Here is a 26,017-nt window from a genome sequence, read left to right as displayed (position 1 = left end):
GATTGGAAACTGCAACATGAGACCGTGTTGCCCAGTTGATAGTCCCGGAGGCATAAAATGACTGCGATAGCGTCAGACTTTGAAGGGGCCGAACGCCGCGGGGCGACACGCATGCGCGTGCTGAAGCGCGCCAAGATCGTCTTCAATAACGGCTTTTCCACTTTCGACTGCATCGTGCGCAACGTCTCGGCGACCGGCGCGCTGCTGACCATCGACGACAGCGTCCATCTGCCGAAGGAATTTCGGATCCGAATCGGTGAAGAACAGGCCAACCGGCCCGCCGAACTGATCTATCGCCGCTCGATGTTCGCCGGCATCCGTTTTCTCGACATCACCGACAATGGCTCGCGCGCCAATCCGCACGCCCACCCTCACGCGGAAAACCATGCCGACGCCAGCGCCTCGAAGCCTGCGGCAGAACGCTCGGGCGCCATTCACCGGATCGAGCCGGAGATCCTGCCGGACGCCGTAAGATCCCGCTTTTCCTGGCACAGGAGCAATTGACGGGACATTCGCGGCGGCCGAAGCGCACGCCGCAGGAAAGCCCGCAGCGGCCCGGCGACGTGGCAGATCCGGCTTCAGAACCCGCCCTCCGATGCGAGGTTTGAAACGAACTTTCCGCCGATTGTCCAAAACAGCGAAAACGAGGGTGGACAGGCGGAAAACCACTCTTTATACAGCCGCCATCCGCAAGACGCGGCGGCGGGTGATTAGCTCAGTTGGTAGAGCAGCTGACTCTTAATCAGCGGGTCGTAGGTTCGATCCCTACATCACCCACCATTCTTTCCACCGACTGAGAGTGTTCGGCAAGAAGCATGAATTGCATGCTTTTGTACGGAGCAATGGTCTGGTTCCCTGAGCGCGGGAGGATGCGCATATGGGTCAATCGGCACCATCGGATCTGGAGCGCCCGGCGTCCTGTTGGACGCGGAAAGGCCCCCCAAGGGTCTGAATCGACGCATCGTGCTTTGAAGAAAATCGATAACGCTCCGCCACCGCGTCGAAGAGCGTTTCGAGGCCCGTCCGCAACACGGCCTCCTTTGCACCGTAGATGATCAAAAGCAGGAAGATCGGCGCGTCGTGATCGACGGCCGGGTCAGATGCTCAAGGCGGCAAGTGCTCAGGGGAAGTGTGAAGGCGTGTCGATCTCGACGAGGAAAGCGGTTTGCGGCGAGGCGGCGGAGAGGGTGACGGCTGGATCGCCGGGCAGAAGGACGAGCGCGTCGCCAGAGCCGAGCGGCTCGAGCGGCCCGCAGCTCGTCTCGGCCTGAATGGGCCCGAGCGGCACCACGATGGTCCATTGTGCCGCCGGCGCGATCGGCATCCGTTCTGCGACCGCGATGCGCGTGACGCGGTGACGAGCCGTCCCGCGCCGCGACATGACGTTGAGGTCGGTGATGGGGCCGTCGATAAGCGTGGCTTTAGTCGCAGCATCGGCGGGAAAGGCGAAGGGAGCAGAGCCGCGCGTCAGGCGCTGCAAGCCCATGCCGTCGACATCGAGCTCCATCCCCTCGCCTTCGAGGATCGCGAGCGTGCGGTCGATGCCGGGAAAGGCGGAGAACGGCCCGTCCGCCTCGACGCGCGCCATGGAGACGCGCCAGTCGAAGGCGTCGAGATCCGCGCCGTCCGGATGGACGGCGACCTCGATCGTTTCGCCGCCGCCGTTCTTCCAGGCCATGCGCCTGTGTCGGTCGGCCCGCAGGATGTGCATGACCGGCCCTCTCAGTTGCCGAGAATGCCGGGCAGGCGCAGCCCCTTTTCGCGGGCGCAGTCCAGCGCCTCGTCGTAGCCTGCGTCGGCATGGCGCATGACGCCGGTGGCGGGATCGTTCCACAGGACGCGCCCCAGCCGGCGCGCGGCATCGTCGCTGCCGTCGCAGCAGATCACCATGCCCGAATGCTGCGAGAAGCCCATGCCGACGCCGCCGCCGTGATGGAGCGACACCCAGGTCGCGCCCGAGGCGGTGTTGAGGAGGGCGTTGAGGAGCGGCCAGTCGGACACGGCGTCCGAGCCGTCCTTCATCGCCTCGGTCTCGCGGTTCGGCGAGGCGACCGAGCCCGAATCGAGATGATCGCGGCCGATGACCACAGGCGCCTTCAATTCGCCCGAGGCGACCATTTCGTTGAAGGCGAGGCCGAGCTTGTGGCGGTCGCCGAGGCCGACCCAGCAGATGCGTGCCGGCAGCCCCTGGAAGGCGATGCGCTCCTTCGCCATGTCGAGCCAGCGGTGGAGGTGGTGGTTGTCCGGCAGGAGCTCTTTCACCTTGGCGTCGGTCTTGTAGATGTCCTCCGGGTCGCCCGAGAGCGCCGCCCAGCGGAACGGGCCGACGCCGCGGCAGAACAGCGGCCGGATATAGGCCGGCACGAAGCCCGGAAAGTCGAAGGCGTTTTCCAGCCCCTCGTCCTTCGCCACCTGGCGGATGTTGTTGCCGTAATCGAGGGTCGGCACGCCCGCATGATGGAAGGCGAGCATCGCCTCGACATGGGTGCGCATGGAGGCGCGCGCCGCCTTTTCCACCGCCTTGGGGTCGCTCTCGCGTTTGGCCCGCCACTCACCCATGCTCCAGCCGATGGGCAGATAGCCGTTGATCGGGTCATGGGCCGAGGTCTGGTCGGTGACGATATCGGGCCTGATGCCGCGCTTGACCATCTCGGGCAGGATCTCGGCGGCATTGCCGAGAAGACCGACGGACTTGGCTTCGCCCGCCTTCGTCCAGGCCTCGATCATCGCCATCGCCTCGTCCAGCGTCTCGGCCTTCTCGTCGAGATAGCGGGTGCGCAGGCGGAACTCGATGGAATCGGGATTGCATTCGATGGCAAGGCAGGAGGCGCCGGCCATGACCGCGGCGAGCGGCTGGGCGCCGCCCATGCCGCCGAGCCCGCCGGTCAGCACCCATCTGCCCTTGAGGTTGCCGTCATAGTGCTGGCGACCGGCCTCGACGAAGGTCTCGTAGGTGCCCTGCACGATGCCTTGCGTGCCGATATAGATCCACGAGCCGGCGGTCATCTGGCCGTACATGGCCAGGCCCTTCTTATCGAGCTCGTTGAAGTGGTCCCAGGTGGCCCAGTGCGGCACGAGGTTGGAATTGGCGATGATGACGCGCGGCGCGTCCTTGTGGGTCCTGAAGACGCCGACCGGCTTGCCGGACTGGACGAGCAGCGTCTCGTCTTCTTCCAGCGTCCGAAGGGTGGCGGCGATGCGGTCGAAGTCGTCCCAGGTGCGGGCGGCGCGGCCGATGCCGCCATAGACGACGAGCTCATGGGGGTTCTCGGCGACTTCGGCGTCGAGATTGTTCATCAGCATCCGGAGCGGCGCTTCCGTCAGCCAGCTCCTGGCGGAGATCTCGGTCCCGCGCGGGCTCCTGACGTCGCGGATGTTGTGGCGGGGATTGGTCATCGGCTGGCCTTTGAAAGAAGGGGATCGGAGGCAGCGCTCCGGTCAGATTGTCGGGCTCAAAGTTGCGGCAGCAGGCCGGCGTCGATGCTGGCCTCGATCGCGCCGTTTGCGACGAGGGCTGACGCCGCTGCGAGATCGTTCGCGAGATAGCGGTCCTCTTCGAGGCTCGGGACGGCCGCGCGCACCGTGGCGAGCGCCCGCTGCAAGGACGGGCTCGTCTCCAGCGGCCCACGCATCTCGACGCCCTGCGCCGCCGTCACCGCCTCGATGCCGACGATGCCGAAGAGGTTCTCGGTCATCTGCGCGAGCCGCCTCGCGCCATGGCAGGCCATGGAGACGTGGTCTTCCTGGTTGGCGGAGGTGGGCGTCGAATCGACCGAGGCGGGATGCGACATCTGCTTGTTCTCGCTCATCAGGGCCGCGGAGGTGACTTCGGCGATCATCAGGCCGGAGTTGAGCCCGGGCTTTTTGGCGAGAAAGGCCGGCAGGCCGTGCGACAAGGCCGGGTCCACCAGCAGCGCGATCCGCCGCTGGGTGATCGCACCGATCTCGCAGACCGCAAGCGCGATCTGGTCGGCGGCAAAGGCGACCGGCTCGGCGTGGAAATTGCCGCCGGAAACGATCGTGTCGTCGGAGAGGACCAGCGGATTGTCGGTGACGGCGTTGGCCTCGATCTCCAGCGTCCGTGCCGCCTGGCGCAGGAGATCGAGACAGGCGCCGACGACCTGCGGCTGGCAGCGGATGCAGTAAGGATCCTGCACCCGCTCGTCCCCCTCGACATGGCTTTCGCGGATCGGCGAGCCGTCGAGCAGCGAACGCAGGGCGGCGCCGATATCGATCTGGCCGCGATGGCCGCGCAAAGTATGAATGTCTGGGTGGAACGGCGCCGAGGAGCCCATGGCGGCGTCTGTCGCGAGCGCGCCGGTGACGGTCGCGGCCCGAAGCGCGCGGGCAGCGCGGAAAAGCCCCGCCAGCGCCAGCGCCGTCGAGGTCTGGGTGCCGTTGATGAGGGCGAGGCCTTCCTTGGCGGTCAGTTCGATGGGTTCGAGCCCGGCCCGCTTCAGTGCCTCGGCGCCCTGGAGCCGCTCGCCTTCGAAGAACGCTTCGCCCTCGCCCATCATCGCGGCGGTCATGTGGGCCAGCGGCGCGAGATCGCCCGAGGCGCCGACCGAGCCCTTCTCCGGGATCAGCGGCACCACGCCGCGCTCCAGCATGGCCTCGATCAGCCGGACCAGATCGAGCCGTACGCCCGACGCGCCGCGGCCGAGCGAGATCAGCTTCAGCGCCATGACGAGGCGTACGACGTTTTCCGGCAGCGCCGCGCCGAGGCCACAGCAATGGGAGAGGATGAGGTTGCGCTGGAGTTTCGCGACGTCGGCCGCGTCGATCTTGATGGAGGCGAGCTTTCCGAAGCCGGTATTGATGCCATAGACCGGCGCATTGCCCCGCGCGACTGCCGCCACCCTTTCGGCGCCCTTCACGATCGCGGCGTCGAAGCCGGGGTCGAGCCGGGCGGGCTCGCCCGACCAGTAGAGCCGTTCGAGGTCTTCGAGCGAGACCGAGCCCGGATGAAGGACCAACGTCATGATACGTTCTTTCTGCCCTTGAAGACCCGCATATGCAGGGGATTGAAGCCGAAGCGGTAGACGAGTTCCGCCGGGGTCGCGACGTTCCAGACCGCCAGATCGGCGGATTTGCCGGCTTCGATCGTACCGGTCTCGCCCAGAAGCCCGAGGGCGCGGGCCGCCTCCCGGGTGGTGCCGGCCATGCATTCGGCGACCGTCATGCCGAAGAACGTCGCCGCCATGTTCATGGCCAGCAGCAGCGACGTCATAGGCGAGGTGCCGGGATTGGAATCGGTGGCGACCGCCATCGCAACGCCTGCCTCGCGGAGCGCCGCCATGGGCGGCGCCTGCTTCTCGCGGATGGCGTAGAAGGCGCCGGGCAAAAGGACCGCGACGGTGCCGGCCTTTGCCATGGCCTCGACGCCCGCCTGATCGAGATATTCCAGATGATCGGCCGAAAGCGCACCGTAGGAGGCCGCAAGCTTCGCCCCGCCGAGATTGGAGAGCTGCTCGGCATGGAGCTTGACCGGCAGCTGCAAGGACTTCGCCTTATCGAAGACGGTGGCGATCTCGTCCGGCGAGAAGGCGATGCCCTCGCAGAACCCGTCCACCGCGTCGATCAGGCCTTCTTCCGCGCCCTGCTCCATGCCCGGCAGGACGATGTCGCGGATATAGTCGGCGTTGCGGCCCTTGTATTCGGCGGGGGTCGCATGGGCGGCGAGCCAGCTCGTCATTACCCGCACCGGCCGCTCGCGCGAGAGCGCTCTGGCCGCGCGCAGCATGTCGAGCTCCGCCTCGATCGCAAGGCCGTAGCCCGACTTGATCTCGACCGTCGAGACACCTTCGCCGAGGAGCGCGTCGAGGCGGGGCAGCGCGGCGGCGACGAGCCCGTCCACCCCCGCTTCGCGGGTCGCCTTGACCGAGGAGACGATGCCGCCGCCGGCGCGGGCGATCTCCTCGTAGCTCGCGCCTTCGAGCCGCATCTCGAATTCGCGGGCGCGGTCGCCGCCATAGACGAGATGGGTGTGGCAATCGATCATCGCCGGGGTGACGAGGCGCCCGTCAAGGGACTCTGCCGTGACGCCCTGCCAATCTGGCGGCAGCTCTGAAGCCGGGCCGGCAAAGGCGATGCGCTCGCCTTCGATCGCAATCGCGGCATTTTCGATCAGCCGACGATCATCGCCCGGCCGCATGGTCGCGAGGGTGAGTTCGCTCCAGAGGGTCCGTGTCATGTGAGCCGTCCTCTGCCCTTTTCATCGGAATGCTTCATGGTTATGTATATACAAATTGATTGTCAAGAACCGGAAACCGCCATGCGCATCCATGCCCAAGCAGCTCTTCTGCCCGACGGTTGGGCATCCGACGTCCTGGTCTCGATCGACGAAGAGGGGCTCATTTCCTCGGTTGCGAACGGTCCGGGTGACGGCGCCGACACACGCGTCGAAGCCCTGCTTCCGGCCGTCTCGAACCTCCACAGCCACACCTTCCAGCGGGCGATGGCGGGGCTGACGGAAAGGCGCAGCCCCGAGGGCCAGGGCGACAGCTTCTGGACGTGGCGGGAGCTGATGTACCGCTTCCTCGACATCCTTTCGCCGGACGAGATCGAGGCGATCGCGCGCTTTGCCTTCATGGAGATGCTGGAGGCGGGCTATGCGGCGGTCGCCGAGTTTCATTATCTCCACCACGCGCCCGGCGGGGCCGCCTATGATGACCGCGCCGAGCTTTCCGGCCGGATCGTGGCTGCGGCAGGCGATAGCGGGATCGGGCTGACGCTGCTGCCGGTCTACTACCAGCGCGGCGGCCTCGACGGCCGGGCGCTCGCCGGCGGCCAGCTTCGCTTCGGCAACGATCTCGACGGTTTCGAGCGGCTTCTCGACGGCGCGCGCGCGCATCTCGCCTCGCTCGGCGCCGACGCCCGCCTCGGCCTTGCGCCGCACTCCCTGCGCGCCGCGAGCGGCGAGGACATCGTCCGGCTCGCAGCTCTGATGCCGGAGGCGCCGATCCATCTGCACATCGCCGAGCAGGAGGCGGAGGTCGCCGAGGTCGAAGCGGCGACGGGACGGCGTCCGGTCGAATGGCTTCTCGACAATTTCGACGTCGACCGGCGCTGGTGCCTCATTCACGCGACGCAGATGACCGCCGGCGAGACCGATGCGATGGCCCGGTCGGGCGCGATAGCCGGGCTGTGCCCCGTCACCGAAGCCAATCTCGGCGACGGGACGTTTCCGGCGAGCGCTTTCCTCCAAGCAGGCGGGCGCTTCGGCGTCGGGACGGACTCCAACGTCTGCATCTCCCTCGCCGAGGAACTGCGTCAGCTCGAATATTCCCAGCGACTGCACCATAAGGCCCGCTCGGTCCTCGCAAGGCCTGACGGTTCGGTCGGGCGCTTTCTCTACGACCACGCCCTTGCCGGCGGAGCGGCGGCGCTCGGCCGGGCGAGCGGCGGGATCAAGGCGGGGCGCGTGGCCGACCTCGTCGCGCTCGAGGCCGACGACTTCAGCGATCTTCCTCGCGGCGACGGCCTCCTCGACGCCTGGATTTTCGCCGCCAACGGCATCGGGGTCGAGCATGTCTGGTCGGCGGGCCGGCATGTGGTCGAAAGCGGGCGCCACGTTCGCCGCGATGAGATCGCCGGGGCCTACCAGTCCGTCTATCGAAGCGTGCTGTCGCGCTTATGACGACGCGGTCCCAGCGCACGTCCTACCGCGATATCCGCGACGAAATCGCCCGGCGCATCGGCGATCAGGTCTGGAAGCCGGGAAGCCTGATCCCCGGCGAAGAGGCCCTCACCGTCGAATTCGGCGCGGCCCGGGCGACGGTCAACCGGGCCTTGCAGGAGCTGGCGCGAGCCGGACTGATCGAGCGCAAACGCAAGGTCGGCACCCGCGTCTCGCTCAATCCCGTCCGCGAGGCGCGCTTCATCATTCCGCTCGTCTCGCAGGAGATCGAAGCGTCGGGCATGACCTACGCCTATCGCTTGTTATCCCGCGCCGAGCGCCGGGCGAGCCGGGCCGACACGCTTCGGCTGGAGGTCGAGCCCGGATCGGTCATCCTGCACGTAAAATGTCTGCATCTGGCCGATGGCGAGCCCTACCAGTTCGAGGATCGGCTGATCAACGCGGCCGCAGCTCCCCTCGCCCTCGACGAGCCCTTCCAAGCGATCGGACCGAACGAGTGGCTGGTCGCATCCGCCCCCTTCTCACGCGGCGAGTTCAGCTTCCTCGCCGACCGGCCAAGCTCCGAAGAGGCCGACTGCCTGAAAATCAAGACTGACGCGCCGGTCTTCGTCGGCGAGCGCCGCACCTGGCTCCTCGCCCGCCCCATCACCTTCGTGCGCATGGTCCATCCGCAATCCCACCGCATGACAAGCACGCTTTGAAGATACCAGCTTCATCCTATCGTCGTCGAAGCGCACAAGGATCTGGATGCACGTCAACGCGTGTCACACCAGCAAAGGCGCCGGCAGAACATCCCGAACACAACATCTGCGTCATTGCCTGTTCAAGCCGACCCTCGATCGCTACACCTAATATAAAACCATTATATTGTATTATTCATTCGATGAATTAAATAATTAAAGTTGCTAACGACGGCAATAAAAGGTAACGTATGTCAAAAATCAAAGTAAAACTAATATAGTATTTTGCGGTAGCACGCGGCTGAAATCCAGACGGGTCGAAATATTGGTTAGGGCAGCCATGTCGTCGTTGAGATCGGGGCCAGTGGAAGGACGGAAAGGGGCTTGGGCCGAAACAGAAGGCTGCCGCTTCCTGAAGCCTGGGGCGATCGAGGCGACAGACACCGCAGCGTCGGTTTCCACGGAAAGGCCGCACTCGAGCGAGCTCCGGTGGCAGGCTTTGACCACAATCATGCAGGGCGCCCTCGAAGGTGGAGATCCATCGCATCTCATCACGCGATCCGCCGAGCTTCTCGCCGATGTCTTCGCGGCCGATGGCGTCGCGGTCTTTGAACTCTCGGCCGATCGGCGAGCCATGAGGCTCGTCGGAGGGGCCGGCTTGCCGTGCCCGGAACGAGGCGGCAAGCCGGTGCCGGTCGGGGCTTGTCGTGCGCTCTACGAAGCCCTCTGCGGGGACGATCTCGTCCGTTTCGGCCCAGGGGAAATCGAGACCGCCTTGGGAGCGGACGCGCCGGAAGGACACGGTATCGCAATGCCGATCGGACCGAGGCTGAAACGGGGCGGCGTCATCGCCGTGCTGCGGCCGGAGCCCTTCGAGCCTTGCGAGGAGAGCGAATCCAGCTTTCTCGGCACCGTCGCCTATGTTCTGGCGTCAGCCTGGGACAAGCGACGCAGCGATGCCGTGCTGGCACTCAGGAACCGGGCGCTCGAGGCCCTGGACCAGGGCGTCATGATCACCGACGCCCAGCGCATCGGCGAACCCCTCATCTACGTCAACCCGGCTTTCGAGGCGTTGACCGGCTATCCGGCTGCGGAAGCGCTCGGCAGGAACCCAGCCTTCCTGCATGGCGAGGAGACCGATCCGACGACGGTCCAGGCGCTCGGCATTGCCCTTCGGACCGGCCACTCCTTCCGTGCGACACTGGTAAATTATCGGCGCGACAAGAACCCTTTCTGGAATGATCTCGATGTCTCGCCGATCTTCGACGCCGAGGGCCGGATCAGCCACCATGTCGGTGTCATGTCCGACGCGACGGAGCGGCTTCGACTGGAGGCCCAGTTCCGCCAAGCTCAGAAAATGGAGGCGATCGGCCATCTGACGGGCGGGATCGCCCATGATTTCAACAATATCCTCGCCGTGATCCTCGGCAATTGCGAGATCATTCTCGACGACATTTCGGATCCGCAATTGCGTCAGGTCGCAGAGTTGGCGATCAAAGCTGCCGAGCGTGGTGCGCTTTTGACGGAGAGGCTTCTGGCTTTCGGTCGCCGGCAGGCTCTCCAGCCCGAGCCTGTAAACCTGGCGCAGTCGATCTCGTCGCTCACCGACATGCTGAAGCGAACGCTGGGCGAGCAGATCGATGTCGTCACCTGCGACACATGTCCGGATGCGACGGCGCTGGTAGATCGGCCGCTCTTCGAATCGGCCCTGATCAATCTGGCGATCAATGCTCGCGACGCCATGCCCGAAGGCGGCACTTTGACGATCTCGGCACGTCGTGCAGAGACCCTTGACCACGCCTCACCGTCCAAAAGTGTAGATCCCGGCTTTCTGCGCGTCAGTGTCGCCGACACCGGAACGGGCATGTCGGAAGAAGTGCGCGGCAAGGCCTTCGAACCGTTCTTCACGACGAAAACTATCGGTCGCGGGTCGGGGCTCGGCCTGGCGATGGTCTATGGTTTCGTCAAGCAATCAGGCGGTCACGTCTTCATCGAAAGCGAAACCGGGCGGGGGACGACCGTCCATCTCGATCTCCCCATGGCGGCCACGAGACCGCAAGCGGCCCCGAAGCTGTCCCGGAAGATGTCCACGGAGGTTTCCACCGGCTGTGAGCGCATCCTTCTCGTCGAGGACGAATTGGAGGTCCGCCGCTTCGTGTCGCGCGTTCTCGGGCGGCTCGGCTACTCGGTCATCGAAGCGGACAACGCGCCGTCGGCCTTGGCGGTTCTGCGCAACGGCGACTCGATCGATCTTCTTTTCTCGGATCTCATCCTGCCCGGCGGGATGAACGGCCTCGGCCTGGTTGAAGAGGCCCGGCGAATGCGCCCGGGACTGCGGGTGCTTCTGACGACCGGCTACACCGAGGAATACGAAAGACTGGCGGAAGACGCCCCCGCCCGCATCCTGCGCAAGCCATATCGCCGCGAGGAACTCGCAACGACGCTGCGGGCCGTGCTGGAGGCTGCATGAACCCGCATCCGGCTCACATCCGAAGCGCGGCGGCCGCGTGCCCGTCATATTCGAAAGACACGCCATGACCGAAACCCCTGAAGCCGTCTGCATCATCGTCGACGATGATCCGGACATTCGCCGCATCATCTTTCATCCCCTGAAACGTCGGGGCTTTACCGCGATCGACTGCGGTTCGCTGGCCGAGCTGGAGGCGGCCATCAGCAAGGTGAAGCCGAGCCTCGTCTTTCTCGATGCGGGCCTGCCGGATACCGAGGTCGCGGATCCTTTCGAAACCCTGTCTAGAGCCCACTGCAATGCCTGGGTTCAGCTGATCAGCGGCATGAGCCAGGTGGACCTCGCCGAACTCGCTTTGGCAGGTGAGGATTGCGGATTGCGCATGCTACCACCGATGACCAAGCCGTTCCGGCCCGGCGCCATCGCGGCTGTCGCAGAACTGGTCGGCGCGTCTGGTGCGGGAGATAGCCGATGAGCGCCGTCATCGATGGGCAGGCACCGCCGGGTATAGCCGCCAACACAAGCGCGCCGGTTCTTTCGCCTGCCCTGTTACGGGCCTTTTGTCACGACTGCCGCACCCCCCTGGCGGTCATCTCGGAATTTGCCGACATCGTCAGGGAGGATCTGGACCCAGCTGAAGCGCAGCAGGACATCGAACTCCTCACCCTCGTCCACGGCCGCGTCTTCGATATCGAGGCGCTGTTATGTGATCTGGAGTTTCTCCGCGACACCGCGAGCGTCGTCGCGGACGACCGACCCGAGCCGGTCTCGGCCGAGGAGCTTCTCGCGGCCATGAGCGAGAAACTCGAACAGGCCGCGCTCCGCTGGAACCAGGCGCTCGAACTGCAGATCGCGCCGGGCACGCCTCGGATCGAAGGCGGTCCCTCGCCATTCTCCGAAATCGTTCTGGCGCTACTGAATGATCTCTGCCGCTCTGCCACAAAACGCCAGACCATTCGCATCGAGGTGCCGCCCACCGCACAAGCCAGGCTATTCCGGCTCGCCATGTGGCGCGGCGATGAATGGATGGCGGACGATGTGTTCGGCGAGGAAGATGACGGGCGTGCGGCAGTGCGAACGTTCCGCCAGCAATTCGCCGCGATCATGCTCGCCCGGATCGGCGGCGATCTGATCCTCAGGACGAAGGAGGGAAACCCGGCATTCGTTGTGCAACTGCCTTGTCCATGATGGGCAAGGATCGATGCCATGAAACTCAGCTTCGGCTTGAAGAGACTACTGACAGGTCGTGAAGGAGAGCGCCGATGAACCCCAAAATGAATGAGATCCAGCAAAGCCGGTCCCTTGCTGCCGTGGGAACGACCCCTCCCGATGCGTTCAACCGCGATTTGGATACAGTCTCGCCGAAGATACTGATCGTCGATGACGATCCGGGCGTCGTCCGCGTCCTTGCGACGCGCTGCCGGCGGCTCGGTCTCGATGTCACGACGGCAGAAGGCGGGCTGCAGGCGGTCCTGAAGAGCCGCAACAACTTTCCCGACGTCATGATCGTCGACATCGACATGCCTGAGGTCGGCGGCTTTCAGGTCTGTGAACTGCTGCTCAATTCGAAGATGCCGGGGATGAACGTCATCGTCCTGACGGGATGCCGGGACAACGAGACGAGCGAGCGATGCGAGGCGATCGGCGCCTATTACGTTCCCAAGACCACAGAGGCTTGGAGCAACATTCGCTCGATCCTCGCCGATCTCTTGCAACTGGAGACGCTTGAGACCGACCCTTCGCAGTCTCGGTCGTTTTTGCCCACCGGGACTGCGACCCGTTCAGGAACTTTGCCGGCTCCCGGCGCCCGCGTCCTCCTGGTCGACGACGATCTCGGTGTAATCACCGCCCTCAGATCGCGGCTGGAGAAGATGAAGGCCACGATCTTCGTCGCCGACAACGGGATCGACGCCTACCGGACGGCCGTGCGCGAAGAGCCCCACGCCGTCATCACCGACTATCTGATGCCCAATGGCGGGGGCCATTATCTGATCTGGCGGCTGCGTGAGAACAAGGACACAGCGACACTGCCGATCTTCGTCATCACGGGCGAGCTCGAGACCGCAGAACGTCCCACGCCAAGGGTGGAAGACCTGCTCGGGCCGAGAGCTGCGACCGGCGTGTTTCGCAAGCCGTTTCTGTTCGAGGAAATCGCCTCGGCCCTGAGGACCCACTGCCCCATTCTGCGGGCCTGACGGATCGGCGATGACGGACTTCGCCATACCGCCGGACAAAGCGCGATCACCGCAGCGATGGTGGTCGCGTGCGGCAATGCCGTCCCGCCGCTTCGTGGCGCGCGGCCTCTACGCCAAGGCCGCTTTCGTCTTCGTGCCGGCGGCTTTTCTGGCGACAGCGGCCTTCGCTTTGGTCGTCTGGGTCGAGGCGGAAGCCATCGAGCAGCTCCACGGCAAAACCCTCGAACAGATCGTCGACATCGCGGTGATCGACGTCAACGCGCATCTTCGCAACGGCGTGACGGATGCCGGCTTTCTCGCCGACGATCGCACATTGCGGCAGTGGCTGGAGACTGGCGGGGTTGCCAACCGTCAAAGGCTTGAAGAGCAATTGGTCGAGTTTCTCGGCCATAAACCGCAATACAACTCCGCCCGCTTGCTCGACATCGCCGGCCAGGAAGTGCTGCGGGTCGACGTGAACGCCGCGGGGCAACCCGTTGCGCTGGCGCAGCACCTTCTGCAGGACAAGGCCAGCCGTTATTACTTCGAGGAGACGATCGGTCTGCCTGATGGCAACTTTTATATCTCGCGACTGGATCTCAACGTCGAACGCGGAGTGATCGAGGTGCCGATCCGACCGACCCTGCGTTTTGCGGCGCCGGTCTTCCATCCCTCAGGAGAACGACGCGGGGTCCTGGTCCTGAACTACAACGCCAGGGATCTCCTCGAAGATCTGCGCCGCAAGGCTATCGGGCGCGGCGGAGAGGTCTGGCTGATCGATGAGGCCGGCTACTGGTTGCTCGGGCCGGACCCCACCGTCGAATGGGCGTTCATGTATCACGATCGCCAGTCCCTGAGCTTCGCGGCTGCCCATGGCGCTGCCTGGGAAGCAATGCGCAACGCAAAGGAGCTTGTCGGCGCCGCCTCGACGGCCACGGGCGAGTTTGCCTTCGCTGCCGTCGATCGGACCCTCGCCGCCGGTAATCCCGGTCGCGCGACCCGGCCGCGCTGGTACGCCGTGGCCTTTCTCTCGCCCGAGCGCGCAAAATCGAACGCAAATAGCCCTCTCCTCGCAGAGACCGTGGTCTGGGCCGGCACGCTCGTTCTGTTTGCCGCCGCATCGCTTGCAATCGGCTCGCAATGGCAGCGCCGGAGCGTTTCCGAAGCCAAGGTGCGCGATCTGGCGCATCAGCTCGAGACGGACAACATGGCGCTTGCCTCGGTCAATCGCGAGCTCGAGGCATTCTCCTATTCGGTGTCCCACGATCTGCGCACGCCGCTGCGCTCGATCGATGGTTTCAGCCTCGCGCTTTACGAGGATTACGGCGATACGCTCGATCCCGAGGGGCGGCGCTATCTCGAACGCATCCGTCTTGCGGCCCAGCGCATGGGCCATCTCATCGACGATCTCCTCGGGCTCGCCCGCGTGACCACAACAGACATCAGACCGACTCCTATCGACGTCACGCAGCTTGCCCGCACCGTGGTGGATGCGGTGGAATCCCCTCACCCCGTCCGCTGGACTATCGAGCCGGGGATGCCGGCGGTTGCGGATGCAGGCCTGTTGCAGATCCTCCTCGAAAACCTCCTCGGCAACGCCGTGAAGTTCACGGCAAAGGCCGACCACGCCGAGATATCGGTCGGACGTCGTGGCCGCGGGGCGGACACGGTCTTCTTCGTCGCCGACAACGGGGCGGGCTTCGACATGGAACATGCCGGCCGCTTGTTCGGAGCCTTTCAGCGCCTGCATGCCGACACCTATCCGGGCACCGGCATTGGCCTTGCGACGGCCCAGCGGATCGTCAGCCGCCATGGCGGGCGGATCTGGGCCGAGGCCTCGCCCGACCTCGGCGCAACATTCTTCTTCACATTGGGAAAGCCGGGACCATGACGGCAAGACCGATCCTTCTGATCGAAGACAATCCCGACGACGAGGCCCTGACGATCCGGGCCCTTCGCAGGAACAAGATCTCCAACGAGATCATCGTCGCGCGCGACGGCGTCGAGGCCCTCGACTATCTGTTCGGCACCGGCCCCCGTGCCTGCGCCGGGCGTCTGACGCCGCAGCTCATCCTCCTCGATCTCAACCTGCCGCGCATCGACGGCCTTGAGGTGCTGCGGCGCGTGCGCGCCGATGCGGATGGCCGCAAGCTGCCGATCGTGGTCCTGACCTCCTCGCGGGAAGAACGCGATCTTCTGTGCGGATATGAGCTGGGCTGCAACAGCTACGTGCGCAAGCCGATCGCCTTCGACGCCTTCGTCGAAGCCGCTCGCCGGCTTTGCGAATACTGGCTCAATCTCAACGAATGCCCCCGAGGAAACGATGCGAGGATGCCGTCATGAGTGCAACGGGCGGGGGCACACGGGTCCTCCTCATCGAGGACAACGCCGACGATGCCGAACTTCTCGTGCGGGAGTTCCGGCGCCATGAGTTCAAGGTGGAGACGAAGGTCGCGCCGAGTCTTCATGTCGCGCGTTGCCTGCTGAGGGACGAGAGCTGGGACGTCGTCCTTTCGGACTACAATCTGCCGAACACCCATTTCAGCGACATCGCCAGTGCCGTGAAGGCCGCCGACCGCGACATGCCGATCGTGGTCGTCTCCGGCGCCGTCGGCGAGGAAATCGCCGTCTCGCTCTTGCGCGAGGGTGCGAGCGATCTCGTCCTCAAGCACAATCTCTCGCGGCTCGTTCCGGCCGTCGTGCGCGAACTCGCGGCGGCCGAGCAAAACCATGCGCGCCGAGCCTCCGAAGAGCGCTACCGGCAGATCGTCGAGGCGACCTCCGACTGGATATGGGAGACAGACGCCGAGCACCGGATCGCCTTTACCGCCGAATCCGGCGAACAGGCCGAATGGTCGGACCCCCTTCGAAGCGTCGGACGGACTCTCTGGGAGGCCTGCGGCATCGACATCGAGCGTGATCCACATTGGCGTGGCCACAAACGCGTGCTCGATGCACGCGAGCCCTTCCGGCACTTCCGCTTCGCCTTTCGCGCACCGGCAGGCGGCGAGTTCCATCTGGTGATGACCGGCGCGCCGGTCTTCAATCGCGGCGGCGCTTTTCTCGGCTATCGCGGCGTGGCGAGCGACGAGACGCTGATCGTCGAGACCTATCTGCGTGCGGAGCGTGCGGAGGCCCGGCTGAAAGCTGGCCTGCTCCCGGTTTTTCGGACACCAGGTTAAGCTAACATAGCTTTCTCCTCGAACTCGGCGGGGCTCATATAGCCCAGTGTCGAGTGCCTTCGCCGTGGGTTATAGAAGCGCTCGATATAGTCGAACACATCGGCCTGCGGTTGAGCCAGGCATGAAAGCCCGAGCGGGAGACAGCGCACTGCACAGCCATGCCACCGGCCAGATGGTCCGGTGCTTCGCAATGAAAGCGACCTGATAGACGCGATCGATCTCTGCCTCGGCGAGCTTTCCTTGCTGATCGAACTCAAGACCTGCGGCTATGCCGTCGAGGAGGCGGTCGAGAAAGGGTGCGGTCAGCGCCTCGAAGCGCGAGACGTCGATCAGGGTCCCAGACAGGCAGCAGCGGGAACTCCGCCGCATGTACGATACCGGCGACTACAGCGCCAGTGATCTCGCCGAGTTGTTCTCGGTCTTACGCCCGACCGTCTCTCGCACTCTAAACCGAAGCGCTCACCCTTAGCGTACGATTTGGCCCCCTACCGGAACAGACCCCTACATGCGCCCGTCCTTCACCTCGGGAGTAAAGGGATCGCGGTCCCAGAGTTCGGGCGCGCCGGTGGGTACCACGTCGATATGCCCTGCAGGATCAGGCTGCGGCCCTTGCCGCCCTCGGTGCCGGCTTTGGCCACCACCTGGATCGCCTTGTCGTAGTCCACGTCAACCACCGCCGAGGCGCCGGGCTTGCCGGCGATCTCCACCTCGGAAATGGCGAAACTGTCCACGCTCCAGCCGCGCTGCTCGAATTCACCGGCCAGCCAGGCCTGGCAGGGGCCTTCCTTGCCGCGGGTGCTGTCGAAGGAGGCCAGCCGCGGCAACCAGGCGGTCTGTTCGGCGGCGCCCGCCCCGATCACCTGATCGAGGCGGGCCGAAAGGTCAGAGAGATCCTGCGCATTCATTGCGCAATCTCGGCCAGATCCTCGGGCAGCAGGGCCGCCGGCAGGTTCTGATAGCAGACCGGGCGCAGGAAGCGGCGGATCGACAGCGTGCCCACCGAGGTTGCACCGAAGTTGGTCGAGGCGGGATAGGGGCCGCCATGCACCATCGTGTCGCAGACCTCAACGCCGGTGGGGAAGCCGTTCACCAGAACCCTGCCGGCCTTGCGTTCCAGCACCGGCATCAGGCGGCGGCCCAGCGGCGCGTCGCCGTCACCCATGTGGATCGTCGCGGTAAGCTGCCCGGCAAAGCTGCGGGCCACCTCGACCATCTGGTCCACGTCCTTTGCCACAACGACCAGGCCGAGCGGGCCAAAGACCTCCTCGGTCAGCGCGTGGTTGCCCAGCCAGTCGTCGGCCGAGATCCGGAACAGGAAGGGCTTGGCCTCGCGCACGTCACAGACCGAGCTCAGCAGCTCCTGCACACCCGGCTCGCGTGCCACCTTCTCGGCGCCCGAGGCATAGGCCTTGGCGATGCCGTCGGTCAGCATGACCTGGGCGCCGGTTTCCGACAGCGCCGCGCGAGCGGCTTCCACCAGGGCCTCGCCCTCGGCCCCTTCCAGCATCACGGCGATGCCGGGGTTGGTGCAGAACTGGCCCGCGCCCATGGCGAGCGATCCGGCCCAGCCTTGGCCCAGGGCCTCACCGCGTGCGGATACCGCTTCCGGCAGCAGGAACATCGGGTTGACCGAGCCCAGCTCGCCGAAGAAGGGGATCGGTTCAGGGCGTTGGGCGCAAAGGTCGAAGAGCGCGCGACCGCCGCCGAGAGAGCCGGTAAAGCCCACGGCCTTGATCAGCGGGTGCTGCACGAGGGCCTGTCCCACCGATCGGTCACCGCCCTGCACAAGCGAGAAGACGCCTTTCGGCATGCCGGTCTTCTCCACGGCGGCGTGGATCGCCTCGGCGATGATCTCGCCGGTGCCGGGGTGTGCGCCATGGCCCTTCACCACCACGGGGCAGCCCGCGGCCAGCGCGGCGGCGGTATCGCCACCGGCGGTCGAGAAGGCGAGCGGGAAGTTCGAGGCGCCGAAGACGGCCACCGGGCCGATCGGGCGCTGCATCGTGAACAGCTCGGGTCGGGGCGCAGGGGCGCGGTCGGGAAGGGCTGCGTCGTGCCGCCTGTCCAGGTAATCGCCCTTCTGGATGTGATCGGCGAACATGCGCAGCTGGCCGGTCGTGCGGCCGCGTTCACCCTTTAGTCGCGCTTCGGGCAAGCCGCTTTCCTGGCTGCCGATCTCGGTGATCGCCTCGGCGCGGGCCTCGATCTCGTCGGCGATGGCATTCAGAAAGGCCGCGCGCTCGGCACGGGTCGAATAACCGTAGCTCCAGAAGGCCTCCTCTGCGGCCTCGCAGGCCTGCGCCACGAGCTCGGGGGTGCCGAGCGAGAAGTCGTACGCGGGCCCATGGGCGGGCTCGGAGGAGAAGGTCGCTTCACTGGCGATCCATGCGCCGGCAATCAGGTGTTTGCCGTGAGGGGTAAAGGTCATGTCGGCCTCCTTGCAGGTATGGTCTTGCATGTCATGAAAAAACCGCCCCCATGAGGGCGGCTGTCGCTGTGCGGCAGTCAGGCGCTCAGGCCTCGTAGCCGTAGATTTCCTTGGCGCGTTCCGGCGTCAGGTAGTCATTGCGCAGGTCGCGCTTGATCGCGTCGCGGCTGCGCAGCTTGGGGTCGCCATAGCCGCCGCCGTTGCCGGTGACCACGCGGATCACGTCGCCCTCGTTGACCTTCAGGTTAGTGCAGAAGGCGTGGCGTTCCTTGCCACCGTCGCGGCGCAGAACCTCGACGTAGTTGACCGAGCCGTCGAGCCCGCCCGAGGCGCCCCAGGGCGCGATCCGGCTGCGAGTATAGCCCACCGACAGAAAGTTGTTGTCGGCGCGCACGCGGTAATGCGTCTCGATGCCCTTGCCGCCGCGCCACTGCCCCTCGCCGCCGGGCTCGGTGTTCAGCGCCACCTGGTCGACGCCCAGGCCATAGCGCGCTTCGGCCACTTCCGCCGGGCAGTTGAAGGTCTCGCCGTGGAACCCGGAGAACTGCCCAGACACACCATCGCAGCCTTCCCAGGCGCCCCAACCGCCGACCTGCGGTTCAACGATGGTATAATGGCGACCGGTTTCGGGGTGCGGACCGCCCACGTTGGTGCCGCAGATGGAAGCGAAGTTGCCCGCCGGCACAACGCCGGGGAAATGCTCTGCCAGGGCACGCAGAATCATGTCGAACAGCCGGATCTCGACCTCGGAGTAATAGCCAAGCGCCCCGGGGGCCTCGACGTGGTAGATCGTGCCGGGTTTCGTCACCACCTTCAGCGGCTTGAAGAAGCCGCCGTTGCCGGGGGCGTCGGGATCGGTGAAATCCTTGAAGGCCAGCTGTACGGCGATCTCGGTACCCTCGCGCGAGCAGTTGAGCGAGCCCGATTGCGCCGGGTTGTTCGTCAGGTCGACGATGAATTCATCCGCGGTGATCGTCAGCTCGACGTTATGCACCACGCCGGAATCCTGCTCTTCCGAGAAGGCATAGGTGCCGTGCGGGATCTTCTCCAGCGCTGCGCGGGCCCGGCGTTCGCCCAGGTCCATGTAGTCGCTGACCGCCGTCTCGAAGGTATCGGCGCCGTACTTGTTCACCAGCTCCAGCACCCGGCGTTCGCCGATGCGCAGCCCCGCGATGCCGGCCCAGAGGTCGCCATGCAGGAAGTCGGGCAGGCGCGAGTTGATCTTCAGGATGTCGAAGACCGCCTCGTTTTGCTGGCCTTCCATGAAGAGCTTCACCGCAGGGATCCGCACGCCTTCCTGGAAGATTTCCGTGGCTTCCGAGGACATGGAGCCCGGCACGTTGCCGCCCACGTCGTTCCAGTGGGCGATGTTGGCGACCCAGGCAACCATCTTGCCCTCGTGGAACACCGGCTGCGCCAGCACCATGTCGTTCAGGTGGGTCACGCCGCCGAAGTAGGGATCGTTCGAGGCAAAGACGTCACCCTCGCGGATCTGGTCCAGCGGGAACTTCTTCAGGATGCCCAAGATCGCCTTGTCGAGCACGCCGATGAAGGCCGGGATCCCCGCACCCGAGGCCGCGATCTCGCCCTGGGGGCTCAGAACCGAGGTCGACAGGTCCAGCACCTCGTAGATGATCGCGCTCATCGAGGTCTTCACCTGAGCATAGAACATCTCGTCCGCGATGGCTTCCAGGGCGTTCTGGATGATGTCGAAGGTGACGGGATCAAAAGTCTTGTCCGTCATGGCTCAGCCCTTTTCCTCTGTACGCGTCTCGATATGCGTGTTGCCGTAATCGTCGATGGAAACGCGGTTGCTGGGATGCACGACGATCGTGGTGCCGGGATCCTCGATCACCGCCGGCCCTGCAAAGGACATCCCCGGCTCGAACTTGGTGCTGTCGTAGATCGTCGCCTCGTGTTCGCCCTCGGTCGCATAGTCGACCATACGGTGGCCCTTCACGGCATCTTCCAGCTTCGCCCCGGTCTTCGGCAGCGGCACCAGCTCCAGCTTTCCGACCTCGGAGGCCGCGATCAGGTGGATGCCGATGATCTCCACACCGGCCGACAGGCGATAGGTGTACTCGCGCTCGTAGATCTCGTGGAATTCGCTCAGCATCCGGGCGATCACCTCGTCGGTCACCGGGCCCGCGGGCACCGGCACCTCGACGGCGAATTCCTGGTTCTGGTAGCGGCAGCGCACGAGCGGCCTGAAGCTCACCTTGTCGCCGGCCACGCCCTCGCGGGCGTATTCCTCGCGCGCCAGCTCCATCGTGTTCGACAGCAGCTCGTCGAGCCCGTCGCGGTCGTTGCCGTCCATCAGGCGAGTGACGAAGTAGTCGCGCCGCAGGTCCGACATCATCATGCCCCAGGCGGAGAACACTGGCGCGCCACGCGGCACCACCACCTTCTTCACGCCCAGCTCCTGTCCGAGCGCCACGCCATGCATCGGGCCGCCACCGCCGAAGACGACGAGGGTGAAGTCGCGCGGGTCATAGCCGCGGTTGACCGAGACCAGCTTCAGCGCGTTGACCATGTTGGAGTTGGCGATCCGCACGATGCCGCGGGCGACGTCCCGGGTGCTGTTGCCCAGCTTGCCGGCCAGCTTCTCCAGCGCGCTTTCCACCGCCGGCATGTCCGCCTCGACGGAGCCGCCACAGAAGTAGTCCTCGTTGATCCGGCCAAGCGCCAGGTTGGCGTCGGTCGTCGTAGCGTTTTCACCGCCCCGGCCATAGGCCGCCGGTCCGGGGGTGGAGCCGGCCGATTGCGGACCCACGTGCAGCTTGTCGAAATCGTCGACCCAGGCGATCGATCCGCCGCCGTTGCCGATCTCCACGAGGTCCACCACCGGGACCATGATCGGATACCCGGCCGACTTGCGGTCGCGTTCGATCCAGTAGTCGGTCTTGATGGTGACCTGGTTGTTCTCGATCAGCGAGCATTTCGCCGTGGTGCCGCCGATGTCGAGCGCCAAGATGTTCGGCTCGCCGATGATCCTGCCCAGTTCGGCCGCGCCCCAGAAGCCCGAGGCCGGGCCGCTTTCGACCATGGTGATCGGAACCGCCTTGACGGCATCCACCGAATCCACGCCGCAGTTCGACTGCATGATGAAGAGCTGGCCCTTGTAACCGTTGTCGGTCAGGCCGGTTTCCAGCTTCTCGAGGTAGCGCTGTGCCTTGGGTTGTACGTAGGCCGACAGGATCGCGGTGTTGGTACGTTCGTACTCGCGCCATTCGCGGGTGATCTGGTGAGAGGTGACCACCGTCACCTCGGGCCAGCGCGTCTCGATCTCGGCCTTGATCTGCTGTTCGTGCGCCGGGTTGGCGTAGGCATGCAGGAAGCTCACCGCGATGGCCTCGATTCCCTCGGCGCGGAACAGGTCCAGCGTCTCGTCGAGGCCCGCCAGATCCAGCGGGGTGACTTCATGGCCCTGATAGTCCATCCGCCCGGTGATCTCGCGGCGCAGGTAGCGTTCCACGAAGGGGGCGGGCTTCTTGTACAGCAGGTTGAAGAAGTCGGGGCGGTTGCCGCGGCCGATCTCGATCGCGTCACGGAAGCCCTTTGTGGTGAGCAGCCCGACCTTGGCGCCCTTGCGCTCGGTCAGGGCGTTGATCACCACAGTGGTGCCATGGGCGAAGAAGTCCACCGTCGAGATGTCGACCCCACCCTTGTCCAGCACGTTCAGCACGCCCTGCTCGAAGTTTGGCGGCGTAGTGTCGGATTTCTCGGTCAGCACGCGTTGCGCGCCCGTCGCCAGATCTGTCTCGAAATACACCAAATCGGTGAAGGTGCCGCCGACATCGGTCGAGACGCGGGTAATCTTGTCAGTCATCATGTTTGTCCAATTCGACGGCGTTAACGCCGTTTGCGACCCGATGCCGCCAGGGCCACTGCCACCACGATGATCACACCGGTGGTCAGGTCTTTGAAAAACGGGTTGATGTTGAGAATGTTGAAGCCGTTTCCGATCAGCGCCATCAACAAGACGCCCGCGATAGAGCGCCAGATCGCGCCCGCGCCGCCCATAATCGAGGTGCCCCCCAAGATGACGGCAGCAATCGCTTCGAATTCCATACCGGTGCCCGCCTGCGGCGAGGCCATCGAGATGCGGCTGACGGCAATCACACCGGCAAGCCCTGCCGCCATACCCGAAAGCGTGAAGGTCATGATCTTGATCAGATTGGTGCGGATGCCCGACAAGATCGCCGCCTCTTCATTGCCCCCCACCGCAAAGACCCGGCGGCCAAAGGTGGTGCGGTTCAACAGCACCATGAAGATGATCATCACGATCAAAAGCACGAAGACCGCGACATGGACCATCCCGATCCGCCCCCGGCCCAGCCATGAGAATTGCTCGATCCGCACCGGGATCAGCGCGCCACCGGTGATCAAGATCGCAATGCCGCGATAGACAAGGCTCGTGGCCAACGTCACAAGGAAGGAATGCACACCAAAGCCGGTGATAATGCAGCCATTGATCGCGCCCAGAACAAGGCCGACCAGCGGGCCCACAAGAATGGCCATATACGGGTCGATCTGTACCGCGACCCACCCGGCCGAGACCGAGGCCACACCAAAGATCGCTCCGGTCGACAGATCGAACCCCCCGCCAATGATCACGAGTGTCAGGGCGCAGGCGATGATGGCCAGCGGGGCAGATTGATTGATGATGTTCAGCAGATTGCGCGCGGTCAAAAAGCTGTCCGAGATCAGGGCAAGAGCGATCATCAGCACGACGATGATCGTCAGCACGCCATATTCGCGGGCAAAATCGCCGGGCGAAATCTTGAAACTGGGCCGAGGGGCTTGCGCGGAAAGTTGAGTGTCGCTCATCTTGCTTGAGCCTCCTTGCTGCTGGGGGCGGCGTCTTGTTCTTTGAAAATGCGGCGCAGGGCGTCTTCCACGCTCAAGCTGCGGCAGTCAGCCTCGGCAAAAATGCGGCCCTCGCTCATCAGGTAGCCGCGATGAGATAGGTTGATCACCTCTTCCAATTCGGACGAGATCAGCAATACAGCCACGCCAGCCTTGGCCATTTCGATGATGAAGTCATGGATGCGCCTGCGCGCGCCGATATCGACACCGCGGCTGGGCTCATCGAGAATCAGCAGTTTGGGGCGCTCGATGGCCCATTTGGAGAGCAGCACCTTTTGCTGGTTCCCGCCCGAATAATAGGCGACTTCGCCATTGGTGGCGGCTGGTACAATGCCGAAATGTTCGATCATGGCACGGACGCGGGCGGTTTCCTTGCGGGTGCTGATGAAACCCCTGCTCGAAATCGCCCCCAGAGAGGCGAGCGAGATATTAGGCCGTGTCGTCTGGGTCAGCACGAGCCCCTGTTTGCGCCGGTCTTCGGGGACAAAGGCGATACCTTGGGCGATCGCCTTGGGGATGTTGAAGCGTTTGGACTGCATCACGCCCGCAATCGAATAGCTGCCTGCGGTGATTGGATCGGCCCCAAAAAGCGCGCGCCCGACCTCGGATCGACCTGCGCCCACCAACCCGATGAGGCCGACGATTTCCCCCGGTGCAATCTCGAGCGAGATGTCAGACAGGCCCGTATCGGTGGCCACCTCGCGCATCTCGACAATGGCAGTATGGGCGCGGTCCGGGGCTGGGGGCAGCGCGGGCCAGCTGATCTCAGACGCCGCCCCCAGCATGGACTCGACGAGGCTTTGCTTGGTTTCACCAGCCATGTCATCGGTACGGATCACATGGCCATCGCGCATGATCGTGACCCGGTCGCAATGGGCGAGAATGTGGTCAAGGAAATGGCTGACATAGATCACAGTGACATTGCGCGCCTTGAGACGGGCAATCAGCTGATGCAGGCGTTCGGCCTCATCCTCGGTCAATGAAGAGGTTGGCTCATCCATGATGATCACCCGCGCATCACGGGCGATGGCGCGCATGATTTCGACTTTCTGCCGCTCGGCGATGCGCATATCGGCGATGCGCGCATGTGGATCGAGCCCGAAATCGCAGGTCTTTTCCAACTCATGAAAGCGCGCCAGATCGCCCTTGCGCAAAAAGCCTGCGCGGTTTGCCTCCTGGCCTAGAAAGACGTTTTGGACGACCGTCATTTCGGGCACGAGCTGCAATTCCTGATGGATCATCGCGATGCCAAGGCCCAGTGCATCACGCGGCGAAAACCGCTCGACCTTTTGGCCAAACACCTCAAGCGTGCCCTCGTCGGGGGTGTAATAGCCACCGACGACCTTGCCGACGCTTGACTTGCCAGCCCCGTTTTCACCGACCAGCGCGTGCACCGAGCTTTGCAAGAAATCGATGCTGATATCGTCAAGAATTTTGGTGCCACCAAAGCTTTTGGCCATCGCGCGCAGGCGCACGGCGATTTCTTTGTGCTCCATGCTCTTTCCTTGGGTAGCTCTGTCGGGGGCGAAGCTGGGCGCGCGGCGGCGTGGGGAGATAGGCCGCGCGCCCCAAAGCGAGGTCGCGGGCGGTCAGCCTTTCCATTCCGCCTGGAAGGCAGGATGCGCATCGAGCCACTCTTTGGTGATGATCTTGGGCGTGTCGCGCAGCGAATATTCGTCGATCCAAGTCGGCTCTTTCTTGCCATCGAGCGCGCCGACCATCGTATTGAGCGCCGCTTTGCCCTCAGATTCGGGGAATTGGGCGAGGGTCGCGCTCCATTGTCCCGATCGGATCGAGTCGACCGCGATCTGGTTCAGCCCGCCGCCGATTGTGAAGATCTTGGACATATCAAGGCCCGCATCCTCGATCGCGACTTCGGCCCCCATCAGATGCTGGTCGGCATTCGAGAGCACGACATTTATGTCGGGGTGGGACTGCAAGATGTCCTGCATCGCCACCATCGAGGTTTGGGGCGAGTAATTGCCCTCGCCAGTGGCGACGATCTTGATGTTCCTGTGCTCGCCCAAGACCTTTTTATAGGTGTCGTTGCGCAGGTTATCGAAAGGGAAGACCAACTGACCGATCAGAACGGCCACTTTGCACGGGTCGATGTCTTTGCAGTAATTGACCACCGCATTGGCTTGTGCGGTCGCGCCCACCACCGGGTCCGAGGCCACGGTCACCGTCAAGCCGGGCACTTGCGGCTGCATATCCGACAGGTTGGGGCCCACCGGGAACAGCGTGGTGCCCACCTTGATCCCCGCTTTTACCGCATCTTCCAAAGCTGCTGCCACGCCCACCGTGTCATTAGGCGTGATGATGATCGCATCGAACTTGCCACCCGCTACAATGTCTTCCACTTGGTTGAACTGGGTGTCTGCGGAAAATTCGCCGTCGAAGATCTGGGTCTTCACATTGGGGTATTTCGCGGCAGCCTCTTTGATACCGCTATAGATCGCTTGGTTGAAGCCGTTTTGCGAGGAGGCCGCGAGAAAGGCGATATTGTAGTCTTTGGCATGGGCAGCGGTGGCCATAAGCGCCGCGCCAATCACCGAGGCAAGAGCTAGGGTACGCATCT

The 26,017-nt window shown here is 64.5% G+C and carries 22 protein-coding genes, 1 tRNA gene and 1 pseudogene; 12 read left to right on the top strand and 12 right to left on the bottom strand.

The window, feature by feature from the left end; translation table 11 throughout:
- Nucleotides 1-57: 57 nt before the first annotated feature.
- Nucleotides 58-504 carry a PilZ domain-containing protein gene (locus J6595_RS14610; RefSeq protein WP_280891062.1) on the top strand — a complete coding sequence of 149 codons (447 nt, stop codon included), beginning with the start codon at nucleotides 58-60 and terminating at the stop codon, nucleotides 502-504.
- 200 nt (nucleotides 505-704) lie between these two features.
- Nucleotides 705-780, top strand: a tRNA-Lys gene (locus J6595_RS14605).
- Between the two features lie 340 nt (nucleotides 781-1,120).
- Here J6595_RS14605 and J6595_RS14600 read toward each other — a convergent pair.
- Genes J6595_RS14600 through hutI form a run of 4 tightly spaced genes read right to left on the bottom strand, consistent with a single transcriptional unit; the run spans nucleotide 1,121 to nucleotide 6,193 of the window.
- Nucleotides 1,121-1,678 (bottom strand): HutD/Ves family protein, encoded by a 558-nt coding sequence (locus J6595_RS14600; RefSeq protein WP_425342156.1) that lies wholly within the window; start codon nucleotides 1,676-1,678, stop codon nucleotides 1,121-1,123.
- A gap of 44 nt (nucleotides 1,679-1,722) precedes the next feature.
- Entirely contained in the window at nucleotides 1,723-3,396 is a 1,674-nt protein-coding gene (gene hutU, locus J6595_RS14595; protein WP_209595298.1) for a urocanate hydratase, read from the bottom strand.
- 56 nt (nucleotides 3,397-3,452) lie between these two features.
- Complete coding sequence (gene hutH / locus J6595_RS14590; protein WP_209595297.1) at nucleotides 3,453-4,982, bottom strand: histidine ammonia-lyase; 1,530 nt, start codon at nucleotides 4,980-4,982, stop codon at nucleotides 3,453-3,455.
- Nucleotides 4,979-6,193: an imidazolonepropionase gene (gene hutI / locus J6595_RS14585; protein WP_209595296.1), complete on the bottom strand. Its 1,215-nt coding sequence runs from the start codon at nucleotides 6,191-6,193 to the stop codon at nucleotides 4,979-4,981. Before hutI ends, hutH begins: the two co-directional genes overlap by 4 nt.
- Before the next feature lie 81 nt (nucleotides 6,194-6,274).
- Between hutI and J6595_RS14580 the strand changes: the two genes are divergently transcribed.
- From J6595_RS14580 to J6595_RS14540, 9 genes are all read left to right on the top strand, one after another.
- The gene (locus tag J6595_RS14580; protein WP_209595295.1) at nucleotides 6,275-7,639 is read left to right on the top strand and encodes a formimidoylglutamate deiminase; all 1,365 of its coding nucleotides are present in this window, start codon (nucleotides 6,275-6,277) and stop codon (nucleotides 7,637-7,639) included.
- Nucleotides 7,636-8,340 (top strand): histidine utilization transcriptional repressor HutC, encoded by a 705-nt coding sequence (locus J6595_RS14575; protein WP_209595294.1) that lies wholly within the window; start codon nucleotides 7,636-7,638, stop codon nucleotides 8,338-8,340. Before J6595_RS14580 ends, J6595_RS14575 begins: the two co-directional genes overlap by 4 nt.
- A gap of 790 nt (nucleotides 8,341-9,130) precedes the next feature.
- Nucleotides 9,131-10,789, top strand: coding sequence for an ATP-binding protein (locus J6595_RS14570; protein WP_209595293.1), 1,659 nt, complete (start codon nucleotides 9,131-9,133; stop codon nucleotides 10,787-10,789).
- Nucleotides 10,790-10,853: 64 nt separating this feature from the next.
- The gene (locus J6595_RS14565; protein WP_209595292.1) at nucleotides 10,854-11,261 is read left to right on the top strand and encodes a response regulator; all 408 of its coding nucleotides are present in this window, start codon (nucleotides 10,854-10,856) and stop codon (nucleotides 11,259-11,261) included.
- Nucleotides 11,258-11,974 carry a histidine kinase gene (locus J6595_RS14560; RefSeq protein ID WP_209595291.1) on the top strand — a complete coding sequence of 239 codons (717 nt, stop codon included), beginning with the start codon at nucleotides 11,258-11,260 and terminating at the stop codon, nucleotides 11,972-11,974. Before J6595_RS14565 ends, J6595_RS14560 begins: the two co-directional genes overlap by 4 nt.
- Nucleotides 11,975-12,048: 74 nt before the next feature.
- Nucleotides 12,049-12,981: a response regulator gene (locus tag J6595_RS14555; RefSeq protein ID WP_209595290.1), complete on the top strand. Its 933-nt coding sequence runs from the start codon at nucleotides 12,049-12,051 to the stop codon at nucleotides 12,979-12,981.
- Between the two features lie 10 nt (nucleotides 12,982-12,991).
- A complete protein-coding gene (locus tag J6595_RS14550; RefSeq protein ID WP_209595289.1) occupies nucleotides 12,992-14,851 on the top strand; it encodes a sensor histidine kinase in 1,860 nt (619 codons plus the stop codon).
- Complete coding sequence (locus tag J6595_RS14545) at nucleotides 14,848-15,303, top strand: response regulator (RefSeq protein ID WP_209595288.1); 456 nt, start codon at nucleotides 14,848-14,850, stop codon at nucleotides 15,301-15,303. Before J6595_RS14550 ends, J6595_RS14545 begins: the two co-directional genes overlap by 4 nt.
- The gene (locus J6595_RS14540; RefSeq protein WP_209595287.1) at nucleotides 15,300-16,142 is read left to right on the top strand and encodes a response regulator; all 843 of its coding nucleotides are present in this window, start codon (nucleotides 15,300-15,302) and stop codon (nucleotides 16,140-16,142) included. The genes J6595_RS14545 and J6595_RS14540 overlap by 4 nt, the downstream gene beginning before the upstream one ends.
- Here the strand turns inward: J6595_RS14540 and J6595_RS14535 are convergent.
- Nucleotides 16,139-16,249, bottom strand: a pseudogene (locus tag J6595_RS14535) (IS3 family transposase); the annotation flags it as partial. The gene J6595_RS14540 and the pseudogene J6595_RS14535 overlap by 4 nt on opposite strands.
- Nucleotides 16,250-16,322: 73 nt before the next feature.
- On the opposite strand from J6595_RS14535, the gene J6595_RS14530 reads away from it, so the two are divergent.
- Nucleotides 16,323-16,541: a hypothetical protein gene (locus J6595_RS14530; RefSeq protein WP_209595286.1), complete on the top strand. Its 219-nt coding sequence runs from the start codon at nucleotides 16,323-16,325 to the stop codon at nucleotides 16,539-16,541.
- Between the two features lie 119 nt (nucleotides 16,542-16,660).
- On the opposite strand, the gene J6595_RS22850 is transcribed toward J6595_RS14530, so the two are convergent.
- From J6595_RS22850 to J6595_RS14495, 7 genes are all read right to left on the bottom strand, one after another.
- Nucleotides 16,661-17,047, bottom strand: coding sequence for a hypothetical protein (locus tag J6595_RS22850; protein WP_342453206.1), 387 nt, complete (start codon nucleotides 17,045-17,047; stop codon nucleotides 16,661-16,663).
- Entirely contained in the window at nucleotides 17,044-18,570 is a 1,527-nt protein-coding gene (locus J6595_RS14520) for an aldehyde dehydrogenase (NADP(+)) (RefSeq protein WP_209595285.1), read from the bottom strand. The genes J6595_RS22850 and J6595_RS14520 overlap by 4 nt, the downstream gene beginning before the upstream one ends.
- 85 nt (nucleotides 18,571-18,655) lie before the next feature.
- Nucleotides 18,656-20,314, bottom strand: a complete 1,659-nt coding sequence (locus J6595_RS14515) for a hydantoinase B/oxoprolinase family protein (protein WP_209595284.1) — start codon at nucleotides 20,312-20,314, stop codon at nucleotides 18,656-18,658.
- A gap of 3 nt (nucleotides 20,315-20,317) precedes the next feature.
- A complete protein-coding gene (locus J6595_RS14510; protein ID WP_209595283.1) occupies nucleotides 20,318-22,399 on the bottom strand; it encodes a hydantoinase/oxoprolinase family protein in 2,082 nt (693 codons plus the stop codon).
- A 23-nt stretch (nucleotides 22,400-22,422) separates the two neighbouring features.
- Entirely contained in the window at nucleotides 22,423-23,400 is a 978-nt protein-coding gene (locus J6595_RS14505; RefSeq protein WP_209595282.1) for an ABC transporter permease, read from the bottom strand.
- Nucleotides 23,397-24,935, bottom strand: coding sequence for a sugar ABC transporter ATP-binding protein (locus J6595_RS14500; protein WP_209595281.1), 1,539 nt, complete (start codon nucleotides 24,933-24,935; stop codon nucleotides 23,397-23,399). The genes J6595_RS14505 and J6595_RS14500 overlap by 4 nt, the downstream gene beginning before the upstream one ends.
- Before the next feature lie 93 nt (nucleotides 24,936-25,028).
- The gene (locus J6595_RS14495; RefSeq protein ID WP_209595280.1) at nucleotides 25,029-26,015 is read right to left on the bottom strand and encodes a sugar ABC transporter substrate-binding protein; all 987 of its coding nucleotides are present in this window, start codon (nucleotides 26,013-26,015) and stop codon (nucleotides 25,029-25,031) included.
- Between the last annotated feature and the right edge of the window lie 2 nt (nucleotides 26,016-26,017).

It is taken from the genome of Jiella mangrovi (assembly GCF_017815135.1).
In the GTDB taxonomy this organism is placed as follows: domain Bacteria; phylum Pseudomonadota; class Alphaproteobacteria; order Rhizobiales; family Rhizobiaceae; genus Jiella; species Jiella mangrovi.
The sequence above is the reverse complement of the archived record's forward strand: the minus strand, read 5'-3'. Positions and strand labels throughout refer to the sequence as shown.